This window comes from Streptomyces sp. CNH189, assembly GCF_000527195.1.
In genome coordinates, this window is sequence record NZ_AZUS01000010.1 from 58,497 (window position 1) to 82,976 (window position 24,480).

Annotated in this window: 19 protein-coding genes and 1 tRNA gene; 13 read left to right on the top strand and 7 right to left on the bottom strand. The window is 72.8% G+C overall.

Features of this window, described 5'->3' with window-relative positions; all coding sequences use genetic code 11:
* The first annotated feature begins 10 nt into the window (after positions 1–10).
* The 6 genes from B100_RS0115505 to B100_RS0115530 all read left to right on the top strand — a co-directional run bounded on the left by B100_RS0115505 (position 11) and on the right by B100_RS0115530 (position 9,329).
* Entirely contained in the window at positions 11–856 is an 846-nt protein-coding gene (locus B100_RS0115505) for a carbohydrate ABC transporter permease (protein ID WP_024885355.1), read from the top strand.
* Between the two features lie 4 nt (positions 857–860).
* Positions 861–2,504, top strand: coding sequence for a beta-N-acetylhexosaminidase (locus B100_RS0115510; RefSeq protein ID WP_024885356.1), 1,644 nt, complete (start codon positions 861–863; stop codon positions 2,502–2,504).
* 326 nt (positions 2,505–2,830) lie between these two features.
* A complete protein-coding gene (locus B100_RS0115515; protein WP_024885357.1) occupies positions 2,831–3,724 on the top strand; it encodes an FAD binding domain-containing protein in 894 nt (297 codons plus the stop codon).
* A complete protein-coding gene (locus B100_RS0115520; protein WP_024885358.1) occupies positions 3,721–5,616 on the top strand; it encodes a 2Fe-2S iron-sulfur cluster-binding protein in 1,896 nt (631 codons plus the stop codon). Before B100_RS0115515 ends, B100_RS0115520 begins: the two co-directional genes overlap by 4 nt.
* Entirely contained in the window at positions 5,613–7,922 is a 2,310-nt protein-coding gene (locus tag B100_RS0115525) for a molybdopterin cofactor-binding domain-containing protein (protein WP_024885359.1), read from the top strand. The genes B100_RS0115520 and B100_RS0115525 overlap by 4 nt, the downstream gene beginning before the upstream one ends.
* Positions 7,923–8,150: 228 nt before the next feature.
* Positions 8,151–9,329 (top strand): SUKH-4 family immunity protein, encoded by a 1,179-nt coding sequence (locus B100_RS0115530; protein ID WP_024885360.1) that lies wholly within the window; start codon positions 8,151–8,153, stop codon positions 9,327–9,329.
* A gap of 195 nt (positions 9,330–9,524) precedes the next feature.
* Here B100_RS0115530 and B100_RS34840 read toward each other — a convergent pair whose 3' ends face one another.
* Positions 9,525–10,016, bottom strand: a complete 492-nt coding sequence (locus B100_RS34840; protein ID WP_024885361.1) for a hypothetical protein — start codon at positions 10,014–10,016, stop codon at positions 9,525–9,527.
* 240 nt (positions 10,017–10,256) lie between these two features.
* On the opposite strand from B100_RS34840, the gene B100_RS0115540 reads away from it, so the two are divergent.
* Complete coding sequence (locus B100_RS0115540) at positions 10,257–13,811, top strand: AAA family ATPase (RefSeq protein ID WP_024885362.1); 3,555 nt, start codon at positions 10,257–10,259, stop codon at positions 13,809–13,811.
* A gap of 125 nt (positions 13,812–13,936) precedes the next feature.
* On the opposite strand, the gene B100_RS0115545 is transcribed toward B100_RS0115540, so the two are convergent.
* Positions 13,937–14,008 (bottom strand) — tRNA-Cys (locus tag B100_RS0115545).
* A 221-nt stretch (positions 14,009–14,229) separates the two neighbouring features.
* On the opposite strand from B100_RS0115545, the gene B100_RS0115550 reads away from it, so the two are divergent.
* The 6 genes from B100_RS0115550 (at position 14,230) to B100_RS0115575 (ending at position 20,082) form a co-directional block, all read left to right on the top strand.
* Positions 14,230–15,696, top strand: a complete 1,467-nt coding sequence (locus tag B100_RS0115550; RefSeq protein WP_024885363.1) for an MFS transporter — start codon at positions 14,230–14,232, stop codon at positions 15,694–15,696.
* Positions 15,697–15,728: 32 nt separating this feature from the next.
* Complete coding sequence (locus tag B100_RS0115555; protein ID WP_024885364.1) at positions 15,729–15,926, top strand: hypothetical protein; 198 nt, start codon at positions 15,729–15,731, stop codon at positions 15,924–15,926.
* Positions 15,926–16,294, top strand: a complete 369-nt coding sequence (locus B100_RS0115560; protein ID WP_024885365.1) for a Fic family protein — start codon at positions 15,926–15,928, stop codon at positions 16,292–16,294. The genes B100_RS0115555 and B100_RS0115560 overlap by 1 nt, the downstream gene beginning before the upstream one ends.
* A 123-nt stretch (positions 16,295–16,417) precedes the next feature.
* A complete protein-coding gene (locus B100_RS0115565) occupies positions 16,418–18,211 on the top strand; it encodes a DEAD/DEAH box helicase (RefSeq protein WP_024885366.1) in 1,794 nt (597 codons plus the stop codon).
* Between the two features lie 345 nt (positions 18,212–18,556).
* Entirely contained in the window at positions 18,557–19,198 is a 642-nt protein-coding gene (locus tag B100_RS0115570; RefSeq protein WP_024885367.1) for a helix-turn-helix domain-containing protein, read from the top strand.
* A gap of 92 nt (positions 19,199–19,290) precedes the next feature.
* A complete protein-coding gene (locus B100_RS0115575) occupies positions 19,291–20,082 on the top strand; it encodes a S16 family serine protease (RefSeq protein WP_024885368.1) in 792 nt (263 codons plus the stop codon).
* A 12-nt stretch (positions 20,083–20,094) separates the two neighbouring features.
* On the opposite strand, the gene B100_RS0115580 is transcribed toward B100_RS0115575, so the two are convergent.
* From B100_RS0115580 to B100_RS0115600, 5 genes are all read right to left on the bottom strand, one after another.
* On the bottom strand, positions 20,095–21,063 hold the full coding sequence (locus B100_RS0115580) for a glycine betaine ABC transporter substrate-binding protein (RefSeq protein ID WP_024885369.1): 969 nt from the start codon (positions 21,061–21,063) through the stop codon (positions 20,095–20,097).
* A gap of 146 nt (positions 21,064–21,209) precedes the next feature.
* A complete protein-coding gene (locus tag B100_RS0115585; RefSeq protein ID WP_024885370.1) occupies positions 21,210–22,055 on the bottom strand; it encodes an ABC transporter permease in 846 nt (281 codons plus the stop codon).
* Positions 22,052–23,320, bottom strand: coding sequence for an ABC transporter ATP-binding protein (locus B100_RS0115590; protein WP_024885371.1), 1,269 nt, complete (start codon positions 23,318–23,320; stop codon positions 22,052–22,054). Before B100_RS0115590 ends, B100_RS0115585 begins: the two co-directional genes overlap by 4 nt.
* Positions 23,307–23,960, bottom strand: a complete 654-nt coding sequence (locus B100_RS0115595; protein ID WP_024885372.1) for an ABC transporter permease — start codon at positions 23,958–23,960, stop codon at positions 23,307–23,309. Before B100_RS0115595 ends, B100_RS0115590 begins: the two co-directional genes overlap by 14 nt.
* Positions 23,961–23,991: 31 nt before the next feature.
* The gene (locus B100_RS0115600; protein ID WP_024885373.1) at positions 23,992–24,462 is read right to left on the bottom strand and encodes an Lrp/AsnC family transcriptional regulator; all 471 of its coding nucleotides are present in this window, start codon (positions 24,460–24,462) and stop codon (positions 23,992–23,994) included.
* Positions 24,463–24,480 lie beyond the last annotated feature (18 nt).

Consider the following 24,480-nt stretch of genomic DNA (forward strand, 5'->3'; position numbering starts at 1 on the left):
GGAGCCCGGAGTGAATCTTGTGCGCGGGTTCACCCGCCGCCCGGGGCGTACGGCGGCCGAGGTGACCGCCCTGGTGGTCGCCGCCGTGGTGGCGTTCCCGCTGTACTGGATGGTGCTGAGCGCCTTCAAACCGGCCGGCGAGATCCGGTCGAGCGAGCCGCGTCCCTGGACGCTCGCGCCCACGCTCGACTCGTTCCGGCGGGTGTTCGGGCAGCAGGATTTCGGCCGTTACTTCCTCAACAGCGTCGTCGTCGCGGTCGCCGTGGTGATCGCCTCCGCGCTGATCGCGTTTCTCGCCGCGACCGCCGTGACGCGATTCCGGTTCCGTTTGCGGACCACCCTGCTGATCATGTTTCTGGTGGCCCAGATGGTGCCCGTGGAGGCGCTGACGATCCCGCTGTTCTTCGTGATGCGGGATCTCGGTCAGCTGAACACGCTGTGGTCGTTGATCCTGCCGCACATCGCCTTCTCGCTGCCGTTCGCGATCTGGATGCTCAGGGGGTTCGTGAAGGGCGTTCCGGAGGCATTGGAGGAGGCCGCGTACATCGACGGCGCGAGCCGCGCGCGCTTCCTCTGGCAGATCCTTTTCCCGCTCGTTCTGCCGGGCCTCGTGGCCACCAGCGTGTTCTCCTTCATCTCCGCCTGGAACGACTTCCTGTTCGCCAAGTCGTTCATCATCAGCGACATCTCGCAGTCGACCCTGCCGATGGCACTGCTGGTGTTCTACAAACCCGACGACCCGGACTGGGGCGGCGTCATGGCGGCGTCCACGGTGATGACGATTCCGGTGCTGGTCTTCTTCGTACTCGTACAGCGGCGTCTGGTCTCCGGACTGGGCGGCGCGGTAAAGGACTGACGTGATGCCGACTTCACTGATTCCGGCGCCCCGCGGCGTCGTCACCGGCACCGGCGAGGTGCGCCTGACGGAACACTCCCGGCTCGACGCCGGCGCCGGCACGGAGGGTGTCGGGCGCTGGCTGGGCGGTGTGCTGCGGGCGGCCACCGGACTGCCCTGGCACGAGGGGACGGCGGCCTCCGGTGCCGGGGACGGCATCCGTCTCGCGCTCGCCCCGGGGCTGGGCGCGGAGGAGTACCGCCTCGTCAGCGACGGTGCGGGCGTCCTCGTCGAGGGCGGTGACGCGGCGGGCGTCTTCCGGGGCGTCCAGACGCTGCGGCAGCTCCTCGGGCCCGACGCGTACCGCAGGGCGCCCGTGCGCCGCGACCGGGCGTGGACGGTGCCGTACGTGACGATCGAGGACGCGCCCCGTTTCCGGTGGCGCGGGCTGATGCTGGATGTCGCCCGGCACTTCATGCCGAAGGAAGGCGTGCTGCGCTATCTCGATCTGATGGCCGCGCACAAACTCAACGTCCTGCATCTGCATCTGACGGACGACCAGGGCTGGCGCATCGAGATCCGCCGCCACCCGAAGCTCACCGAGGTCGGCTCCTGGCGCGCCCGTACCAAAATCGGCCACCGCGCCTCACCGCTGTGGGACGACCGGCCGCACGGCGGTCACTACACCCAGGACGACATCCGCGAGATCGTCGCCCACGCCGCGGAACGGCATATCAGCGTGGTCCCGGAAATCGACGTGCCCGGCCACTCGCAGGCCGCGATCGCCGCGTATCCGGAACTCGGCAACTCAGACGTCGTCGACACCACCGCCCTGAGCGTCTGGGACACCTGGGGCATCAATCCGAACGTCCTCGCCCCCACCGAGGACACCCTGCGCTTCTACGAGGGGGTGCTGGAGGAAGTCCTGGAACTGTTCCCCGCCGACGCCGGGCCGTTCTCGCCGTTCGTGCACATCGGCGGCGACGAATGCGTCAAGGACCAGTGGCGCGCCTCGGCCACCGCGCGCGAGCGGATCGAGTCCCTCGGGCTCGCGGACGAGGACGCCCTGCAGTCCTGGTTCATCGGGCACTTCGACGGCTGGCTCGCCGAGCGCGGGCGCCGGCTGATCGGCTGGGACGAGATCCTGGAGGGCGGACTGGCACCGGGCGCGGCCGTGTCGTCCTGGCGCGGCTACGCGGGCGGGGTCGCCGCCGCCCGCGCCGGGCACGACGTGGTCATGTGCCCCGAGCAGCAGGTCTACCTGGACCACCGTCAGGACGCGGGCCCCGACGAGCCGGTGCCGATCGGCTACGTGCGCACCCTGGAGGACGTCTACCGCTTCGAACCCGTCCCGGCGGAGCTGACGCCGGGGGAGCGGGCGCGGGTGCTGGGTACCCAGGCCAACGTGTGGACCGAGGTGATGGAGGACCAGGGGCGCGTCGACTACCAGGTGTTCCCGCGGCTCGCCGCGCTGTGCGAGGTCGCGTGGAGCGAGCTGCCGGCGCCGGCCGAGCGGGACTTCGCCGGCTTCGAGCGGCGGATGACCGCGCACTACCGGCGTTTGGACGCCCTGGGCGTCGCCTACCGCCCGCCCACCGGACCTCACCCGTGGCAACGCCGCCCGGGCGTGCTGGGCCGCCCGATCGAGGGGGCGCCCCCGGTCGTGTGAGGGGCGCTGCCGCTACGCGTCTTCGCGGGTCGTCCCCCGGGGCTCTCCTGCCCCGGGGGACGACCCGCGCCCCGTGCGTTCGCTGCGGGCCGAACAGGTCGGCCGATAACGGAACAAGGGCTTCCGAAGGTTGTGATTCCACGGCGCAGCGGTGATCTCGGGACGGAATCGGTCAGGTCCGGTTCCAGCCGGGCGAATGCCTCCTAGCGGACCCCCGTCTTCGGCACCTGCCAAGATGTGCCAGAGTTGCCACGTCCGCCCTGTCAGCACGTACCGTACGGCGCACGGGCGGGACCAGGTGGGGCAGCGGGAAGGGGCAGCCGGTTTTGAGCACGCACGCACCGCAGGCGGCGCAGGCCGTGACGCTGCCCACGACGCTGGACGAAGCCGTGGCGGCGCTCACCGCCATGCCCGCCGCCGTGCCCGTCGCGGGCGGCACCGACCTGATGGCCGCCGTCAACTCCGGGCAGCTCAGGCCCGCCGCGCTGGTCGGCCTCGGCAAGATCAGCGAGATCCGCGGCTGGCAGTACCTCGACGGACACGCGCTGCTCGGCGCCGGCCTCACCCACGCGCGCATGGGCCGCCCCGACTTCGCCGCCCTCATCCCGGCGCTCGCCGCCGCCGCGCGGGCCGCCGGACCCCCGCACATCCGCAACGCCGGCACCCTCGGCGGCAACATCGCCTCCGCCGCCCCCACCGGCGACGCGCTGCCCGTGCTGGCCGCCCTGGAGGCGACGCTGGTCGTCGCGGGTTCGGCCGGCGCCCGGCGCGAGGTCCCGGTGTCGCATCTGCTGGCCGGCATGGACCTGCTGCGCCCCGGCGAACTCATCGGCTACGTGCGCGTCCCCCTGCTGCACGCCCCCCAGGTCTTCCTGAAGGCGACCGGACGCACCGGCCCCGGCCGCGCGGTCGCCTCCGTCGCCCTCGTGCTCGACCCCGCCCGGCGCGGGGTGCGCTGCGCGGTGGGCGCCATCGCGCCGATGCCGCTGCGGCCCCTGGAGGCCGAGCAGTGGGTCGCGCAGCTCATCGACTGGGACAACAACCGCGCGATCGTGCCCGAGGCACTGACCGCGTTCGGGGAGTATGTCGCCGCGGCCTGCATCCCCGACGCCGCCCCCGGCGAGGACGGCGCCGTCCCACCGCTGCCGCCCGCGGTACTGCACCTGCGGCGCACCGTCGCCGCGCTGGCCCGACGAGCACTGGGGAGGGCGTTGTCGTGACCGACGACCAGCACGGACAGGGCACGCCTCCGGGCGGCAGCCGCTGGGACCCGTTGCCGCAGGGCGACTACGACGACGGTGCCACGGCCTTCGTGAACCTCCCGGAGGGCGGCATCGACGCCCTGCTGGACGCCATGGAGAGCCCCCTCGCCGCGCCCGGACACGGTTACGTGCCGCCGCAGATAACGGTCACGCCCGCGACCACCGCGGGCACCGACCCGGCGGCGACCGGCTCCTGGGCGGTACCCGGCGCGCCCGTCGACGGGGCCCAGTGGCACGACCCGCAGTCCGGACAGCCGGAGCATGCGGCGGACCGCTTCGAGTACGACCCCGGCGCCACCGGGCAGTGGACCTACGACGAGACCGCCGCCGCGCCGCAGCACGCGCCGGGACAGCACCCGGGGCAGGACCCGGCACCGGGGCAGAACGCCACCGGGCAGTGGTCGATCCCGGTGGCGGGCGGCGACCTGCCGGACGAGTCCGGCGAGTTCACCGCGTCGTCCCTGGTCGAGCAGTGGGGCAGCACCCCGCCGGCGACCCTCCCGGGCGGCGCCCCGGCCCCCTGGGCCGACACCCAGTCCATCGGCAGGCCGTGGGGCCCCGGCGTACCGGGCGTCCCCCAGGACCACGACCGGCACGACGCCGGCCACCAGCCGCAGGGCGGCGAGCACGGACCGGCCCACGAGCCCCGGGACCCGGCCGCACGGCAGCACGGCCGCCCCGACGGCGGCGCCGCCCCCGACCAGCAGGCGCACACCGGCGGCCACCGCGGCGGTCCCGCATTCGAGGAGGGCCCCGAGGAGGGGCAGCCGCGCGCCGCCGACCCGTCCCCGTACGACCCCGCCGCCACGGACGTGTCCGCGCACGCCGGCCCGCGTCCGGACGAGGTGTCCCGGCCGCTGCCCGCCGAGGAGCACCCGGACCACCGCGAGCAGCCCTGGCAGCCCGGCGACGCGTCCGCCGACGGCCACCCGGCCGAGCACCCGGACTCCGCCCCCCGGGGCGGCACGGAGCCCGCCTCCGGGCCGCACGAGACCCGGACCGACACCGAGGACGCCCAGGCGGCTCCCGAGCCCGCGGAGCGGCCCTCGGCGGCCTCCGCCGACGAAGGCCCGCGGCCGGGTTCCGGCGACGGCGCCTCCGCCGCCCCGGACACCGCCCCCGCCGACGACCGTTCCGGCGAGTCGGGCGCCCCCGCGGAGGAGCAGGGCCCCGACGGCACGGACGGCCCCGGCATCCTCGTGGCACCCCACGAGGACCACCCCCTCGCCTCCTACGTACTCCGCGTCAACGGCACCGACCGGCCCGTCACCGACGCCTGGATCGGTGAGTCGCTGCTCTACGTGCTGCGCGAGCGGCTCGGCCTGGCCGGCGCCAAGGACGGCTGCTCGCAGGGCGAGTGCGGCGCCTGCAACGTGCAGGTCGACGGCCGGCTCGTCGCGTCCTGCCTGGTCCCCGCCGTCACCGCGGCGGGCAGCGAGGTCCGCACCGTCGAGGGACTGGCCCAGGACGGCCGCCCCTCGGACGTGCAGCGCGCCCTCGCCCGGTGCGGCGCCGTGCAGTGCGGCTTCTGCGTCCCCGGCATCGCGATGACCGTGCACGACCTGCTGGAAGGCAACCCCGCCCCGACCGAGCTGGAGACCCGGCAGGCCCTGTGCGGCAACCTGTGCCGCTGCTCCGGCTACCGGGGCGTGGTCGACGCCGTCAAAGAGGTCGTCGCCGGACGCGAGGCGCAGGCGGAGGCCCAGGCCGAGCTCGCCGCGGACGACGGCGACGGCACCCCGCGCATCCCGCACCAGGCGGGCCCCGGCGCCGGCGGGGTGAACCCCTCGGCGTTCGGCGTCACCGGACCGCACGACCAGTCCTACGGCCAGGACGGAGGCCAGGCGTGAGCAACGAGACCGCCACCGCGCAGGCCGCCGGGACGGCGGCCCCCGAGCAGGAGGCCGTCCCGCGCGGACTCGGCGCCTCCCTTCCGGCCGCCGACGCGCGCGCCAAAACCGAGGGCACCTTCCCCTACGCCGCCGACCTGTGGGCCGAAGGGCTGCTGTGGGCCGCCGTGCTGCGCTCGCCGCACCCGCACGCGCGCATCAAGTCGATCGACACCACGCACGCGCGCGAGATGCCCGGCGTCCGCGCGGTCGTCACCCATGAGGACGTCCCCGGCACCCCGGTGCTCGGCCGTGGCACCGCCGACCGCCCGGTCTTCGCCTCCGAGGTCGTACGCCACCACGGCGAACCGCTGGCCGCCGTCGCCGCCGACCACCCCGACACCGCGCGGATGGCCGCCGCCGCCGTCATCGTCGAGTACGAGGTGCTCGACCCGGTGACCGACCCCGAGCAGGCCTTCGAGGCCGAGCCGCTGCACCCCGACGGCAACCTGATCCGGCACATCCCGCTGCGCCACGGCGACCCCGAGGCGGCCGGCGAGGTCGTCGTCGAGGGCCTGTACCGCATCGGCCGCCAGGACCCCGCCCCCATAGGGGCCGAGGCCGGACTCGCCGTGCCCCGCCCGGACGGCGGGGTCGAGCTGTACCTGGCGTCCACCGACCCGCACGGCGACCGGGACACCGCGGCCGCCGCCTTCGGCCTCCAGCAGGACCAGGTCAAGATCGTCGTCACCGGGGTGCCCGGCGCCACCGCCGACCGCGAGGACCAGAGCTTCCAGCTCCCCCTCGGCCTGCTCGCGCTGAAGACCGGCTGCCCGGTGAAGCTCGCCGCCACGCGCGAGGAGTCGTTCCTCGGCCACACCCACCGCCACCCCACGCTGCTGCGCTACCGCCACCACGCCGACGCCGAGGGCAAGCTGGTCAAGGTCGAGGCACAGATCCTGCTCGACGCGGGCGCCTACGCCGGCACCTCCTCCGACGCCCTGGCCGCCGCCGTCGCCTTCGCGTGCGGCCCGTACGTCGTCCCGCACGCCTTCATCGAGGGCTGGGCGGTGCGCACCAACAACCCGCCCTCCGGCCATGTGCGCGGCGAGGGCGCGATGCAGGTGTGCGCCGCGTACGAGGCGCAGATGGACAAGCTGGCGAAGAAGCTGGGTCTGGACCCGGCCGAGGTACGGCTGCGCAACGTGATGGCCACCGGTGACCTGCTGCCCACCGGCCAGACCGTGACCTGCCCCGCACCGGTCGCCGAACTGCTGGAGGCGGTGCGGGAGTTCCCGCTGCCGCCGCTGCCCAAGGACACCCCCGAGGACGAGTGGCTGCTGCCCGGCGGCCCCGAGGGCGCGGGCGAACCGGGCGCGGTCCGCCGGGGCGTCGGCTACGGCCTGGGCATGGTGCACATGCTGGGCGCGGAGGGCGCCGACGAGGTGTCCACGGCCACCGTGCGCGTCCAGGGCGGCGTGGCGACCGTGCTGTGCGCCGCCGTGGAGACGGGGCAGGGCTTCTCCACCCTGGCCCGGCAGATCGTCCAGGAGACCCTCGGCATCGACGAGGTGCACGTGGTGCCCGTGGACACCGACCAGCCCCCGGCCGGGGCGGGCTGCCGGGGCCGGCACACCTGGGTGTCCGGCGGGGCGGTGGAGCGTGCGGCCAAGATGGTCCGCACCCAGCTCCTCCAGCCCCTGGCGCACCAGTTCGGCATGTCCACCGAGCTGCTCCAGATCACCGACGGCAAGATCACCTCGTACGACGGCGTGCTGTCCACGACCGTCACCGAGGCGCTGGACGGCAAGGAGCTGTGGGCCACCGCGCAGTGCCGCCCGCACCCCACCGAGCCGCTGGACGAGGCCGGGCAGGGCGACGCCTTCGTCGGCATCTCCTTCTGCGCGATCCGCGCGGTCGTCGACGTCGACATCGAGCTCGGCTCGGTACGGGTCGTGGAACTGGCGGTCGCCCAGGACGTGGGCCGGGTGCTCAACCCGGCGCAGCTCGCCGCGCGGATCGAGGCGGGCGTGACCCAGGGCCTGGGCGCCGCGCTCACCGAGAACCTGCGCACGCCGCGCGGCCTGATCCGCCACCCCGACCTCACCGGGTACGCCCTGCCGACGGCGCTGGACGCGCCCGACATCCGGATCGTGAAGCTGGTCGAGGAGCGGGACGTGGTCGCGCCGTTCGGCGCGAAGTCGGTCAGCGCGGTGCCGGTGGTGACCTCGCCGGCCGCCATCGCCTCGGCGGTGCGCGCCGCCACCGGCCGGCCGGTCAACCGGCTGCCGATCCGCCCGCAGGCCGCCGTGGTCACCGCGAACTGAGCGGTTCCCGCGAGGCGATCGCCCCGTCAGGGCAACGCGAGGGGCCTCCCGCGCGTCTTGAGAGACAGGGCGCCGGCCGCGCCCCGCGGTTCTGAGGCGTTGTCAGTGGCGCCGCGTAGTCTTCGGAAGCAGTGGGGGACGGCCGTGGGTCCGGCGGGGCGCGGGCCGTCCTGCCCGGGGCGGGACGTTCGCGGGCCCGGGACCGAGCACACGTATCGCGGGGGAATCATGGGCACGACCGACACCGTTGTCGCGAGGGCGATCACACTCACCGAGGACGACCTCGGTCCCCAGGTCACGCACGCCTCCACGCGGAGCTGGCTGACCGGCCCCGGACTGCCCTGCGACAGCGGCCTGTTCCGCTTCGCCGAGCTGGGCCGGCACGGCGGGCCGCACACGGTCGCCGCGGCGACGGGCGGCGCCGCCGACGGGCTGCCGCCCGCGCTGCGGGACCAGCTCGTGATCGGCGAACTGCTCGCCCCGGCGGGCCTGGAGGCGGAGTCGGTGCTGCTCGACGGCGCGACCGGGGAGGTCTCCACGACGTATGTGCACGACCGGCCCGACCTCATGGACTGCCGTCCGCTCGCTCCGTCCCTGCCGACCCTGGTCCGCTTCGCCGCGGCCACGGACGAACTGGCCGGACTGCGCGGCCAGTTCGCCGCCTACGCCGGCCGCTACGGCACCAAGGCGGTCGCGGAGGCCTCGCGGCAGCTGCTCGCGGTGTTCGAGGAGGGCGCGGACGGCGAGCCGGCGCCGTTCTGGCGGATGGCGGCGCTGATCCGCCCGCTCGCCCTCGTCGCGGGCCCCGGCACGTCGTCGGGCCTCGCCCTGGACCTGCCCCTGCGCCTGCTGGACGAGGAGTTCGGCCGGAGCGGTGTGGTCCGCTTCGAGGAGGTCGACTTCCCCTCGACGCTCACGCACGAGCCGACCCGCCGCTTCCTGCGCGAGACGGGCCTGCCCGAGGACGGCTTCCTGTTCTCCCTGGACACCGACCAGCCGCTGCGCACCCTCGCGGAGTACGACGCCGACGACTGCGGCGGCGGCATCCCGCCGGGCCTCCTCCCGGCGCACGCCGACCGGCTGATCCGCGTCGGTCACCTGGTCGACGACCACAGCCTGATCGTCGACGGGGCGACGGGCGCGGTGCTCAGCTGGAGCGAGGGCGAGGCGGTGCTGCGCCCGCTGAACACGGACATCTCCACGCTCGCCTTCACGCTGTGGCTGCTGCACCGGGAGCGCTCCCTCGACGAGGACTCGGGCCACGCCCTCACCAGCGACGCGTACGACCAGCTGGCGCTGACGATGATCCAGGTCCTCGCCTCCGTCGACCCGACGGGCACGACCCCCGACACGGACTGGCACTACTGGACCCGCCTCTTCCAGGACGAGGCGGGCGGGGTGCTGTAACTCCGGTCCCGTCTGTCCTTCTCCGTGAGTGCGATCGTGGCCGCGTCGCCGGATGCGCACGAGTCCGCTCCACCGCAAGTGGACCGAAGGGGCAGCAGGAAGGTCGGCGCGTGTACCGGAAGTGTCCCCTCGATGGAGGCGCCGGCGTGCGGCGATGCCGTGCGGAGTCGCGTTCCGCGGGCCGTCTCCGCTACGTCACACGCAGGTGTCCGTCCGCCACGTCTTGGTCTTGTCGCCCGGGAGTGCCTGCCAATGGATGACGGCACACTGGAAGTTCTGCCGCGTCTCGTCGCCGACGACGTATTCGTAGGAGGTCGGGTAGCCCATGTACCCCGCCTCGCACCCCGCGTTGCACCAGTAGTCGCCGATGGCGCCCCAGACCGGCCATGCGCCGCTTCGGGGGGACCAGTACACGGTTCCGTTCTCGAACTGCGTGCGGCGGCCGATTCCGTCGGGGTTGACCAACTCCTCCGTGACCGGACAGCCGAGAGACCCCTCGGGGCCACCCATCGCGAGGTAGCGCTTCTCGATGTCCCCGAGCACCCGGTGACCGCAGTAGTCGCCGTCGGCCTGGGCAGCCGGCGAGGCCGATACGACGAGCGTGCCGGCCAGCAGCGCGAGCAGGCTGACCGTCGAGGCTGTCTTCCTCGGCTTCCGCGTCTGGCCGGTCCCGTGGATATGCGTCACGCATCCCCCTTGGTGTGGATCAAACGGGGCCGCCTCTGCAAGGGCGGCATTCGATCAACCAACGACGAGCACGGAGCAGGGACACGACCACACCAGGAGCTGGGACTCGGCCACGGCGTTGCCGACTTCACGGAAGTGAGGTCCGGACTGCTGTCACCGGTCGGTCTCTGATAGTCATGTCGTCGGGGACGGGCGTATGCCCGTAGCGGCGTCCCCGGGCGCCGCCAGGGAGGGGAGCACATGACCACCACCACACGGAATGACGTCATCGCCCTCGAGCAGAAGGCGGTGGACCATGCGTACGCCTGCTACGAGGCCCGGCTGGCCGAGATGAGTGGGACGGGGGCAGCCACGGCCTCGGCCACCGGCAAGGACGGCATCGCCAACAAGAAGGACACGGAACAAAGGGCAGTGGCCTACGGCAATCTCGGGGGCGAGTCGCTGGTCTTCGCCCGCGTCGACGCTCCGGAGGAGCCCGGTGGTAAGCCCCGGCCCTGGTACATCGGCAGGCGTCCGGTCTCCGACGTCCAGACCCGCGACACCGTAGTCGTCCTCTGGACCAGCGGGATGGCCGCCAAGTGGCTCGAGGCGCAGCCGGAGGCACCGGGCGACATCGTGCTGCGGCGTCGGCTGCGCTGCGCGGAGCGCCTCGTCGAGGATTACTTCGACGAGATCGCCGCGCCCGGGGCGCTCGCCGGCACTGCTTCCGAGGCGCTTCCCGAAACCGCCTCCGAGACCGGCCTCGTTCCCGCACCGAGGCCTGCCGCGGATGACGCTCCCACGGACGTGCGACCGGGCACCGCGAAGCGCGGGAAGCGTACGCCGGCGCACACTCCTGGCGACGTCGCCCGCATCCACCGCCGCAGACCCTTGCAGCCGGACGATTTCCTCCTTCGCGAGTTGCAGCGCTCACGCAGCGGCCGGATGCGGGACATCGTGGAGACGATCCGCCGTGACCAGATGACCCTGGTCACGGGGTCGCCGACCGACATCCTCGTCGTGCAAGGTGGTCCGGGCACCGGCAAGTCCGCGATCGGCCTGCACCGCGTGACCTGGCTGGTCAACAACGAGCACTTCACTGCCTCGGACATTCTCGTCATCGGCCCCCACCAGCGGTTCCTCGACTATGTCGGCCAGGTGCTGCCCACCCTCGGCACCCGCGACGTCAACGCCGTTCAGCTGTCCCGTTTGTGGGAGGGCGAGGCATCGGGCACCGACGCACCGCGGGCGCGGCTGGTGAAGTCCGACGAGCGCATGGCGACCGTTCTGCGCAGGCGGGTCGAGCGCGAGTGCCGGCCCGAAGCCCTGGACGCCCTCCTCACCGCCCCCTCCTTCGAGGGTGACGAGCCGGCGTTCACGGTCACCGTCGGCAGCACCACCCTGCGCGTGCCGCGCTCCGGGGTTCTCGCCCTGCTCGATGAGGCACGCGGCGGTGAGGGTGCCCACCGCGAACGCCGTGACCGCTTCCGCAACCTGCTCGTCGACCGCCTCCTGGCCGAACTCGTCGCCCTCGCCCCGCGCCGTGGCGCGGACGGCACGATCCGCCGCAGCCTGGAACGCAACCGCAAGGTCGAACGCCTCCTCGACCGTGTCTGGCCCTCGCCCGGTGCCCTGGAAGCTCTGCGCAGTCTCTACGACTCGCCCGACCTCCTGCGCGTGTGCGGCGCCGGCGTACTCGACGACGAGGAGCAGACCGCCCTGCACCGTCCCCGCGCCGCCAGCGCCGACGGTGACCCGTGGACCCCGGAAGACCTCGTCCTGCTCGAGGAACTCCGCTTCCTCATCACCGGTGAAACTCCGCGCCGTTACGGTCACATCGTCGTCGACGAGGCCCAAGACCTGACCCCCATGCAGGCCCGCACCCTGCGCCGACGCGTCGCGCGGGGCGGTTCCATGACCGTCCTCGGTGACCTCGCCCAGGCCACCGGCCCGCGGGCGCACACCGACTGGGAGGAACTGGGCACCCTGTTGTCCGACCACGGCGACTGGCGGGTGGCCGAACTGACCACCAGCTACCGTGTGCCCGCCGAGATCATGGAGTTCGTCGCACCGCTGGCCCGTACGATCGCCCCCTCGCTGCCGTACCCGCGGGCGGTGCGCGAAGCCGGTGACGGCGCGGTACGCACCATCGCGACCGAGCCGTGGCGACTCCTGGACGACACCGTCGCCCAAGCCGTCCGCCTTCTCGGCAGCAGCGACGGGCAGACCCTGCGCTCGGTGGCCGTCATCGTTCCCGACGACTCAGGGTGGCTCGACGAGATCGCCCGCCACCTCGACGAAGCGGACGGCCTTTCACGGCAGGAGCGCGAGGCGGTGTCGGTACTGGCCGCCGCTCAGGCCAAGGGTATGGAGTACGACCACGTCCTCGTCGTGGAACCCGCGACCATCGCCGCCCGTGGCCCGGCCGGTCTGCGCCAGCTCTACATCGCGCTGACCCGCAGCACCCAGAGCCTGACCGTCCTGCACACCGCACCGCTCCCGGAGGCCCTCTCGAGCACCGGCACGGCGGACCCCGCGGAACAACCGCCCAGCGACACGTCCCCCGATGTCGACACGGACGCCGGAGGCACCGCCGCAACGACGGCCCCGTCGGTGGGGAACGCCCCCGAGATCGGTACCGACATCAAGATCCGCGTCGTGGGCCATACCAGCGGCGGCAACTACAAGGTCGAGGCGATCTCACCCGCCACCGACCGCCCGCTGCTCCTGGCCGTGCGTCACGGCTCCACCCCACCCGCGACCGGGACGGAGCTGAACGCCTGGGTCCTGCGCCACACTTCCAACGTCACCTTCGTCACCGTCGACGAACGCGGACGCAGGCCCATCTCGGCCACCATGGCCGAGCGGTACGTGGACGCGCTCACCGTCGTCCAGGAACTTGCCGACGACCACGTTCCGGACGACGCCCGGGTCCGGCTGTCCGAGCTCAAGGGCATGGCCAACCGCTGCCTGCGCCTGGACCAGCACGACTGGCTGGACGTATGGCGCGTCCTCGGTTCCCCGGACCGGGACCGCCTTGCCTTGTTGCGGGACCTCGCCGCGAACACCAACCGGGCGCTCGCCTCCGACACCCCGGACCTGAACCGGTTCCGGACGGAGCTGCAACGCTGCGGCTGGGCCGACGCCCTGGCCGAGGCACGCGGGACGCTGGAACAACGCCTCGCGTCCACCACAGCCGGCCGTGCGCCGGAAACCGGGGACACCGAGCCAGCCGCCGTGCAGGCACCCGACTTCACCCTGTCCGGCCGGATCCAGCCGTCCACACCGTCACAGCAGCTCGAGCAGCCCGAGCCGGAGGAGATCCGCCCCATGCCCAGCACCACCATCGGCACCACCGCACCGACGTCCGAGCTGCTGGCCGGACCCGCTACGGACCTGCTCCGATTCCTCGAGACGTCGGCCGTGGCCGACCGTGTCTGCAAGACCCATGAGGCGGTGCGTTTCGAGCTGCTGGCCGCCCTGCTACGCGCCGACCGGCAGCCGAAGGCCGACTCGCCGGTCCTTGACTGCAGCTGCACCACCGAGCACGGTCACCTGCTCTACGAGGTGCTGGGCGCCGGTCTGTCCTCGTACGCCGACCTCCGCTCGGGGGCTGCCCGCCTCCAGGAGATCAACCACACCCTGCCGACGGCCGCCGACCGTCTTTACCTGGTCCTGTCCCAGCCGCCCGCCGAGGACTGGTCGGCCGCCGCCGTCCACGACGTCTTCGGCGTCCACGTCCTGTGGCGTACCCCTCAGGGCTGGGACGGACAGGACACCGGCACCGCTCTCGGGCTCGATCCGGAGCAGGCCTGACAGCATCGAGCGGCGCGCCCCGGCCCACAAGGCGCCCGTGCCGCCCAGCCCCGCGCCGGGGCAACCGGGCGCTCCGGCGCGCATGTCGAAGGGCGGGTGCTCCGCGGAGCACCCGCCCTCGGGGGAGGCCGTGGCGGGAATCGAACCCGCGTACCTCGCTTTGCAGACGAGTCCCTGAGCCACTCGGGCACACGGCCGTGTCGGTGGGGGAGAGGTGCCGTGCGGCGCCTCGCCGTCCCGAACCGGTACAAGGACCGTACGGCGGGCCGCGGACGGTGCTCAAGGGAACAGCGGGGTGTGCAACGCGACTGCCATGTGCCGTTCACACTCGGCGGCGAGGTCCTACGACCAAGGTCCCGGTCCGGTTACCGACCCCCGACAGGGGTCAAAGCGGGGCGTGGACCTTACTCTGGCGGGCATGACCACCCCGAACCCCCGCGACACCGGTGTCGCCGAGCCCGCAGGTGCCGCCCCGGCCCTCGCCCCCGACGACACCGTCCTCAGCCGCACCTACCGCGCGCTGAGCATCGGGGTCGTCTCCGTGGTGCTGCTGATCGCCTTCGAGGCGACAGCCGTGGGCACCGCCATGCCGGTCGCCGCGCGCGAGCTGGACGGGGTCTCGCTCTACGCGTTCGCGTTCTCGGGGTACTTCACCACCAGCCTCTTCGGCATGGTGCTGTCCGGCCAGTGGTCCGACCGGCGGGGCCCGCTCGCGCCGCTGACCTGGGGCATCGCCTCGTTCGCGGCCGGGCTGCTGCTCGCCGGGACCGCGGGCGCGATGTGGATGTTCATCCTCGGGCGGGCCGTGCAGGGCCTCGGCGGCGGCCTGGTGATCGTCGCGCTGTACGTCGTCGTGGGGCGCGCCTACCCGGAGCGGCTGCGGCCGGCGATCATGGCGGCGTTCGCGGCCAGCTGGGTCGTCCCCTCCATCGTCGGCCCGCTCGCGTCCGGCGCGGTGACCGAGCACCTCGGCTGGCGCTGGGTCTTCCTCGGCATACCGGTGCTCGTCACGCTTCCGCTGGCCCTCGCGCTGCCCCAGATACGGCGCCTCGCGACCGGCCCGGTCGGGGAGGGCAAGGAGGCGCCTGCCTCCTTCGACGGCCGCCGCATCCGGCTGGCCCTCGCCATCTCCTTCGGCGCCGGCCTGCTCCAGTACGCCGCCCAGGACCTGCGATGGCTGTCCCTGCTGCCGGGCGCGCTGGGCGTGGTCCTGCTGGTCCCGGCCGTCCTCGGCCTGCTCCCGCACGGCACCTGGCGGGCGGCGCGCGGCCTGCCCTCGGTGGTGCTGCTGCGCGGTGTCGCCGCCGGGTCGTTCATCGCGGCGGAGTCCTTCGTCCCGCTGATGCTGGTCACCCAGCGCGGACTCAGCCCCACGATGGCCGGCTTCTCCCTCGCGGCGGGCGGCGGCACCTGGGCGCTGGGCTCCTGGGTGCAGTCCCGGCCCCGCCTGGAGCAGCACCGGGAACGGCTGATGACCCTCGGGATGCTGCTGGTCGCCTTCGCCGTCGCGGCGGCGCCGAGCGTGCTGATCCACGCCGTGCCCGCCTGGACGCTGGCGGTCGCCTGGGCCTTCGGCTGCTTCGGCATGGGCCTGGTGATCTCCTCCACCAGCGTCCTGCTGCTCCAGCTCTCCGCGCCCGAGGAGGCCGGTACCAACTCCGCCGCCCTGCAGATCTCCGACGGCCTGTCCAACGTCCTCCTGCTGGCCATCGGCGGCGCCGCCTTCGCCGCCCTCGGCGGAGGCACCGTCAGCCACGCGGCGACCCAGGCCACCGGCTCCCACCCGGCCGCCTTCGCCGCGGTCTTCCTCCCGATGGCGGTAGTGGCCCTGGTGGGTGTCTGGGTGGCGACCCGGGTACGGCCCACTCCTGACGGCAAGGTGTGACACCGGGCGGTACCACGTAGTACCGTCGGGTCATGGCTGGACTGAACCTGCGGTTCACGGATGACGAGCTCGACGCCCTGCGTGAGCGCGCCGCTGCGGAAGGACGCAGCATGCAGGCTTTCGCGCACGATGCTGTGATGGCGGCCATAAACGAGCATTCGCGGCTGTTCAACGAGGCGGCCGACCATGTGCTGAAGGCGAGCGCGGAGCTGAACCGGAGGCTCGCCTGATGCACTACCTCACCTTGTCCGAGCTGCTGAACCTCGCGAAGCGGCTCGGGGAGGAGGCGGTGCGCGACTACGGACTGCTGGACTCGGCGCTGGCGCGCCCGCAGTCGAGCGTGTTCGGCCAGGACGCGTATCCGGACGTGTGGCAGAAAGCCGCAGCCCTGATGGAGTCCCTTGCCCGCAACCACGCGCTCGTCGACGGCAACAAGCGTCTCGCCTGGTATGCGACGTGGGTCTTCCTGCACATGAACGGACACCGGCTCGATCCGGGATTCGACGTGGACGAGGCCGAGCGGTTCGTGCTGGACGTCTGCCAGGGAGCATTGGACGTGCCCAAGATCGCGTCCGAGTTGCCGCGCTTCGCGCGATGACTGTGACGTGGGTCCCACCTCCGGGCGACGCAGGCCTCAAGCGGCGGGTGCACCACCGGGCCGTCGGTAGGGTGGCCCGGTCGTCCCACGCACCAGAGCCGCCCGACCCCCCTCCCGGAGATCGTGACTACCACCGCCGGCACCGCCTCGCACCACCTGTCCCCGGCCTTCCCCGGACGTGCCCCCTGGGGCACCGCCGGCAAGCTGCGCGCCTGGCAGCAGGGGGCGATGGACAAGTACATCCAGGCTCAGCCCCGTGACTTCCTCGCGGTCGCCACCCCCGGCGCCGGCAAGACCACGTTCGCGCTGACGCTGGCGTCCTGGCTGCTGCACCACCACGTCGTGCAGCAGGTGACCGTCGTCGCGCCCACCGAGCACCTGAAGAAGCAGTGGGCCGAGGCCGCCGCGCGGATAGGCATCAAGCTCGACCCGGAGTACAGCGCGGGCCCGCTCGGCCGGGAGTACGACGGCGTCGCCGTCACGTACGCCGGTGTCGGCGTGCGCCCCATGCTGCACCGCAACCGCGTCGAGCAGCGCAAGACGCTCGTCATCCTCGACGAGATCCACCACGCCGGTGACTCCAAGTCGTGGGGCGAGGCGTGCCTGGAGGCGTTCGAGCCGGCCACCCGCCGGCTCGCGCTGACCGGTACGCCGTTCCGCTCGGACACCAACCCCATCCCGTTCGTGACGTACGAGGAGGGCGACGACGGGATCCGCCGGTCGTCCGCCGACTACACCTACGGGTACGGCTCCGCGCTCGCCGACAACGTCGTGCGGCCCGTGATCTTCATGTCGTACAGCGGCAACATGCGCTGGCGCACCAAGGCCGGCGACGAGATCGCCGCCCGGCTCGGCGAGCCCATGACCAAGGACGCGATCAGCCAGGCCTGGCGCACCGCCCTCGACCCGCGCGGCGAGTGGATGCCGTCCGTGCTACGCGCGGCGGACCAGCGGCTCACCGAGGTGCGCAAGGCGATTCCCGACGCCGGCGCCCTTGTCATCGCCTCCGACCAGGAGTCCGCCCGCGCCTACGCCAAGCTGATCCGGGACATCACCGGCCACAAGGCCACGCTCGTCCTCTCCGACGACAGCGGCGCGTCCCAGCGGATCGACGACTTCAGCCAGAGCGACGACCGCTGGATGGTCGCCGTCCGTATGGTGTCCGAGGGCGTCGACGTGCCCCGCCTCGCGGTCGGCGTGTACGCCACGACCATCTCCACCCCGCTGTTCTTCGCCCAGGCCGTCGGCCGTTTCGTGCGGTCCAGGCGGCGCGGCGAGACCGCGTCGGTGTTCCTGCCGACCGTGCCGGACCTCCTCTCCTTCGCCAACGAGATGGAGCGCGAGCGCGACCACGTCCTCGACAAGCCGAAGAAAGAGGGCGAGGAGGACCCCTACGCCGAGTCCGAGAAGGAGATGGAGGAGGCGAACCGCGAGCAGGACGAGGACACCGGCGAGCAGGACATGCTTCCCTTCGAGGCGCTGGAGTCCGACGCCGTCTTCGACCGGGTCATGTACAACGGCGCCGAGTTCGGCATGCAGGCCCACCCCGGCAGCGAGGAGGAGCAGGACTACCTCGGCATCCCGGGCCTGCTGGAGCCCGACCAGGTGCAGTTGCTGCTGCAGAAGCGGCAGGCCCGGCAGATCGCGCACAGCAGGAAGAAGCCGGCCGAGGAGGCCGACCTGCTCGAACTGCCCGCCGAGCGACGGCCCGTGGTCTCCCACAAGGAGATGATGGAGCTGCGCAAGAAGCTCAACTCCCTGGTCGGCGCGTACGTCCACCAGAGCGGCAAGCCGCACGGCGTCGTCCACACCGAACTGCGCCGGGTGTGCGGCGGCCCGCCGTCCGCCGAGGCGACCGCGGGGCAGCTGCGCCAGCGGATCGCCAAGGTGCAGGAGTGGGCCACCCGCATGCGCTGAGGCGCCCGCCCGCACCCCGTAAGGGCCGTCAACTGGCGCACACCGCCGGTCGGTCCGCGTGGGGTACCGGTCACCCGGCGTGCGTTCCGGGACAAAAGTGACCACTTTGTTGACGTGGTGACCGGATTCTGGACGGAGACTTCCGCTCAGCGAACCGGCTCGCTACTGTCCGGCTACGCACACGCCCCGTGGCAGCGCCGCCGCGGAGCGCAGCCGTGAAGCGACAGTGCCCGGGAGCCGACCGGGCCGCCGGCCGATCGGCGGCCTCTGACGCGCGTGACCGACGGGACTCGGTGACGCATCCGCGCGAGGGCCGTCGACCTCACCACTGAAGGAGTGGGCGTCGTGACCGCGGAGACCTCTCAGACGCTCGACAGGGGCCTACGGGTTCTGAAGCTGCTCGCCGACACCGATCACGGGCTGACCGTCACCGAGCTGTCCCACAAACTGGGCGTCAACCGGACCGTGGTGTACCGGTTGCTCGCCACGCTGGAACAGCACGCACTGGTCCGCCGCGACCTCGGCGGACGGGCCCGCGTCGGGCTGGGCGTGCTGCGGCTGGGACGGCAGGTGCACCCGCTGGTGCGGGAGGCGGCGATGCCGGCGCTGCGGTCGTTGGCGGACGACATCGGCGCGACCGCCCACCTGACCCTGGTCGACGGCGCCGAGGCCCTGGCGGTCGCGGTGGTGGAGCCGTCGTGGACGGACTACCACGTGGCGTACCGGGCGGGCTTCCGGCACCCCCTGGACCGCGGGGCCGCGGGCAAGGCGATACTCGCCGCCCGGCGGAAGACACCCGGCGACCCCGGCTACACGCTGACGCAGGGCGAGCTGGAGGCAGGCGCGTGCGGGGCCGCCGCGCCGCTGGTGGGTGTGACGGGCGTCGAGGGCAGCGTGGGCGTGGTCATGCTGGCGGACGTCGTGCCGGAGCGGGTCGGTGCCCGCGTGATGGAGGCCGCCCGGGAGGTCGCGGAAGCCCTGAGCTGATCCGCGGGCGCGGACCCGGCCGGGCCGGCTTCCGTGAGCGGCCCCGCGGGCACCCCGGCGGGGCTCGTCCCCCGTCGCGTTAGATTGGCTCCGTGCTCTCTCGCCTCACACGTCCCCAAGCCCTGGCCGTCTGCGCCGCCCCGGCCGTAGCGCTGCTGGCCACCGCCGTGCTCGCGCCGCTGCCCTTCTCCGTGGCGCAGCCCGGGCTGACGGCCGACGTGCTCGGCGACAACAAGGGCCGGCAGGTCATCACGATCTCCGGCGCACCCGCGCGGAAGACCACCGGGCAGCTGCGGATGACGACGATCGAGGCGACCTCGCCCGACACCCGGGTGAACCTCCCCCAGGTGATCGACAGCTGGTTCAGCGGCGACGAGGCGGTCATGCCCCGCGACGCCGTCTACCCCAGCGGGGACGACGTCAAGGAGATCGAGGAGTTCAACCAGAAGCAGATGAAGGAGTCCCAGGACGAGGCCACCCAAGCCGCGCTGACGTTCCTGGGCCGGCAGAACGAGGGCATCGACGTCACCCTGAAGCTCGCCGACGTCGGCGGCCCCAGCGCCGGGCTGCTGTTCTCCCTCGGCATCGTCGACAAGCTGGACGGCGACGGCAGCGGCGGCGACCTCACCGGCGGCCGGGTGATCGCGGGCACCGGCACCATCGACGCGGCGGGCAAGGTCGGCGCGGTCGGCGGTGTGCCGCTGAAGACGCAGGCCGCCCGGCGGGACGGCGCCACCGTCTTCCTGGTCCCGAAGGACGAGTGCTCCGAGGCACGGTCGGAGCTGCCCGAGGGCCTGCGGCTGGTCCCCGTCACCACCCTCAAGGGCGCGGTCGACGCACTGGTCGCGCTGGAGAAGGGCACCGGCGAGGTCCCGAGCTGCTGACCCGGCCGCCCGCTACTTCTCCTTGACGAAGCCCTCCGCCACCATCCAGTCCAGCGCCACCTGGTGGGGGTCCTCCCCGTCGACGTCGACGCGGGCGTTGAGGGTCTGCGCCACGGTGTTGTCCAGCTTCTCGGTGACCGGGGCCAGCACCCCGGCGATCGCCGGCCACTTCTTCAGCGTCTCGCTGTTGACCGTCGGGGCCGCGTTGTAGTTGGGGAAGAACTTCTCGTCGTCCTCCATCACCACCAGGTTCATGGACTTGATCCGCCCGTCGGTGGTGAAGACCTCGCCGTAGGTGCAGGCGCCCTTGGCCGCCTGGGTGTAGATGATGCCGGTGTCCATCTGCGTGACGTTCCCCGCCGGAATGCTCATCCCGTACGCCTTCTCCAGGCCCGGCAGTCCGTCGGCGCGGTTGGCGAACTCGCCCTCCACGCACAGCGTCACCGCGCCCGGGTCGGACTCGGCGAGCTCCGCCACCTCCGAGAGGGTGCGGGTGCCGTACCGCTCGTAGTTGGCCTGGTTCATGGCCAGGGCGTAGGTGTTGTTCAGCTCCGACGGCTCCAGCCAGGTCACCCCGTTCTTCGCGTCCGCCTCCCGCACCGCCAGCCACTGCTCGCGCGGGTCGGGGATCGGCCTGGTGTTGCCCAGGTACGTGATCCACCCCGTGCCCGTGTACTCGAAGCCGGCGTCCGCCTCGCCCTTGACGACCGCCTCCCGCGAGCCGACCGAGCCCTGGATGCCGGTGCGGTCGATCACCTCCGCGCCGGCCGCCTGGAAGGCGATGCCCATGATCGCGCCGAGGATCAGCTGCTCGGTGAACTCCTTGGAGGTGACGGTGAGTTTCGCGCCCTCCAGCGGCTCACCCCGGCCGACCGTGCCCGGCTCCACGTCGTCGACCATGGGCGACCCGCTGGTCAGACCGCAGCCCGCGACCACCGCGAGCAGCACCCCGGCCACCAGCGGACGCACCCGCGACGACATCCGTGAGGTCACCCGCGACGACATCTGCGGCGACGTCCGCGAGGGCACCCCCGACGACAGCCGCCAGGACACCTGTGGGCGCCGCCCCGGGACGCCCCCCGACCGCATCCTCAGCCGCATGCCCGACCGCATCCCTGCCCGCCCCCTCACGGTCCCGCCTCCAGCCCGCGCGGCCGCAGCAGCAGCTCCGCCAGCGAGGCCAGCCAGTCCACCAGCAGCGCGAGCGCGACGGTGAGGACCGACCCGATCACCAGCACCGGCATGCGCTGACTGGTGATTCCGGTGGTGATGAGCACGCCCAGCCCGCCGCCCCCGCCGAAGGTCGCGAGCGTCGCGGTGCCGACGTTGAGCACCAGGGCGGTGCGCACCCCGGCGAGGATCAGTGGCACGGCCAGCGGCAGCTCGACCCGGGTGAGCACCCCGAACGGGGACATGCCGATGCCGCGCGCCGCCTCCAGCAGCGTCGGGTCGTTGGCCCGCAGGCCGGCGATGGTGTTGGACAGCACCGGCAGCACGGCGTAGGCGATGATGCCGATCAAGGCGGCCCGGCGGCCGATGCCCAGCCAGATCACCAGCAGCGCCAGCAGGCCGATCGCCGGGGTGGCCTGCCCCGTGTTGGCGAACGTCATCGCGACCGGCGTGGCCCTGCTGAAGCCGCGCCGGGTCAGCAGGATGCCCAGCGGGATGGCGATGATCAGGACGAAGAACGTCGAGATCACGGTCAGCTCGATGTGCTGCCACAGCGCCTGGGACACCCGCCCGTCCGACAGCGCGTTCCGGGTGAGGGCGTCCAGATCGGCCTGCTCGAACCACAGCCAGGTCGCCAGCAGCACCGCGATCAGCGCCACCGGCAGGAACGTCAGCTTCTGCCAGGTCACCCGGGAGGGCGCCACGGCCGGCCGGGGCGGGGGAGCGGCCTCCTCGCCGGACGGCCCGCCGCCCTCCCCCGGGAGGGTGTCGCCGTCGCTCGTCCGCCCCTCGGAGGTCCTCACGCCTGCGGCTCCCCTCCGGGGCCCGCGGCGCCCTCCTGCTCGGCGTGCGTCTGCGCGGCCCGCTGCTCCTCCAGGCCGGCCTGCGCCTCCCGCGCCTCCAACCGGTCGGCCTCCAGCAGTTCGTGCACCGAGTTCATCAGCGTCTCCACGTCCACGACGCCCTCGTACGCGCCGCGCCGTCCGGTCACCGCGACCCGGCCCGTGTTGTCGGTGAGCACCGCCTCCAGCGCGTCCCGCAGGGTCGCGTCCCGGGTCACCGTGTCCTGCACCAGCACGCCCGCGCGGGCCAGCGAGCCCTTGGCGCGCATGATGTCTCCGCGCCGCAGCCACTTGTAGGGGCGGCCCCGCTGGTCGAGCACCAGCACCTCGTCGGTGCCGCCGGACCGCAGCCGGACGAGGATCTCCTCGAGCGGGTCGTCGACGCCGGCCGTCGGGTAGTCGGTGATCGCCACGTCGCCGACCCGGGTGAGGTTGAGCCGCTTCAGGGCCGCCCCCGCGCCGACGAACCCGGAGACGAAGTCGTCGGCCGGGGTGGTGAGGATCGCCTCCGGGGTGTCGAACTGCGCGATGTGGGAGCGTTCGCGCAGCACCGCGATCCGGTCGCCGATCTTGATCGCCTCGTCGAAGTCGTGGGTGACGAAGACGATCGTCTTGTGCAGGTCCCGCTGGAGCCGGATCAGCTCGTCCTGGAGGTGGTCCCGGGTGATCGGGTCGACCGCGCCGAACGGCTCGTCCATCAGCAGCACCGGCGGGTCCGCCGCCAGCGCCCGCGCCACGCCCACGCGCTGCTGCTGGCCGCCGGAGAGCTGGCGCGGATAGCGGTCGTGGAACTCGCCGGGGTCCAGCCCGACCAGGTCCAGCATCTCCTCGATCCGGTCCCGCACCCGCGCGCCCGGCCAGCGCAGCATCTTCGGCACCAGGGCGATGTTCTGCGCCACGGTCATGTGCGGGAACAGCCCGCTCGCCTGGATCGCGTAGCCGATGGTGCGGCGCAGCTTCACCGGGTCCATGTCGGTGACGTCCTCGCCGCCGATGCGGATGCGGCCGCCCGTGGGCTCGATCAGCCGGTTGATCATCTTCAGCGTGGTGGACTTCCCGCACCCCGAGGGGCCGACGAACACCACCGTCTCGCCCGCCTTGATGTCCATGGTGACGTTGTCGACGGCGGGCTGCCGGCTGCCCGGGTAGCGCTTGGTGAGGCCCTCCAGCTCGATGGGCGCCCCCACCGACCGGGGCCCGGCCTCGGACGTCTCAGGCTCCGGCACGGATCCCCCTGGAGATGGTCAGCCGTCCGATCAGGACGTAGGCGGCGTCGAACAGCAGGGCCAGGACGACGATCCCGAGGGTGCCGGCGAGCACCTGGTTCAGCGCGTTCTTGCTGCCGAGGGAGGCGATCCCGCGGAAGATCAGGTTGCCGAGGCCGGGCCCGGAGGCGAAGGCGGCGATGGCCGCGATGCCCATCAGCATCTGTGTGGAGACCCGGATGCCGGTCAGGATCGGCGGCCAGGCCAGCGGCAGCTCCACCCGCACCAGCCGGGACAGCCGCGACATGCCGATGCCCGTGGCCGCGTCCACCAGCGCCGGATCGACCCCGCGCAGACCCACGATCGCGTTCCGCACGATGGGCAGCAGCCCGTACAGGGTCAGCGCGATCACGGTCGGCGCCACGCCCAGTCCCACGATCGGGATGAGCAGGCCGATCATGGCCAGCGCCGGGACGGTCAGCAGCGTCGCCGTGACGGTCGTGGCGAGGTTTCCCGCCCACTCGCTGCGATAGGTGACGATGCCGATCAGCACGCCGAGGGCGGTCGCCACCACCATGCACTGGAAGACCACGCTGGCGTGCTGGTAGGCGTCGGTGAGCAGTTGCTGGTGCCGGCTCTCCAGGTACTCCCAGAAGTTCACATCCGCTCACCCCCAGCTCGGCCAGGTCCGGTCACTCGCCGAGCGCGGCCTGCTCCACCAGCGGGATGATCCGCAGCGGAACGGGGTTCTCCATGACGATCGCCGTGGACGCCCGGACGATGCCATCAAAACCGACGACGCGGTCGATCACCCGCTGGAGATCGGCGTTGGAGCGGGCCACCAGCCGGCACTGCATGTCCCCCGTGCCGGTGGTGGTGTGCAGCTCCAGGACCTCCGGCACGGTCGCCAAGTGGGCCCGTACGTCGGCACCTTGACCCTGTCTGATCTGCAGCGTCGCGAACGCGGTGACCGGGTAGCCGAGGGCCGCGGGGTCCACCTGCGGACCGAATCCGCGGATGACTCCGTTCGACTGAAGCCGGTCCAGACGGGCCTGCACCGTCCCGCGCGCCACCCCCAGCCGGCGGGACATCTCCAGCACCCCGATGCGCGGCTCACGCGCCAGCAGCACGATGATCCGCCCGTCCAGATGATCGATCGCCATACCGCTCTCCCCAGTGGT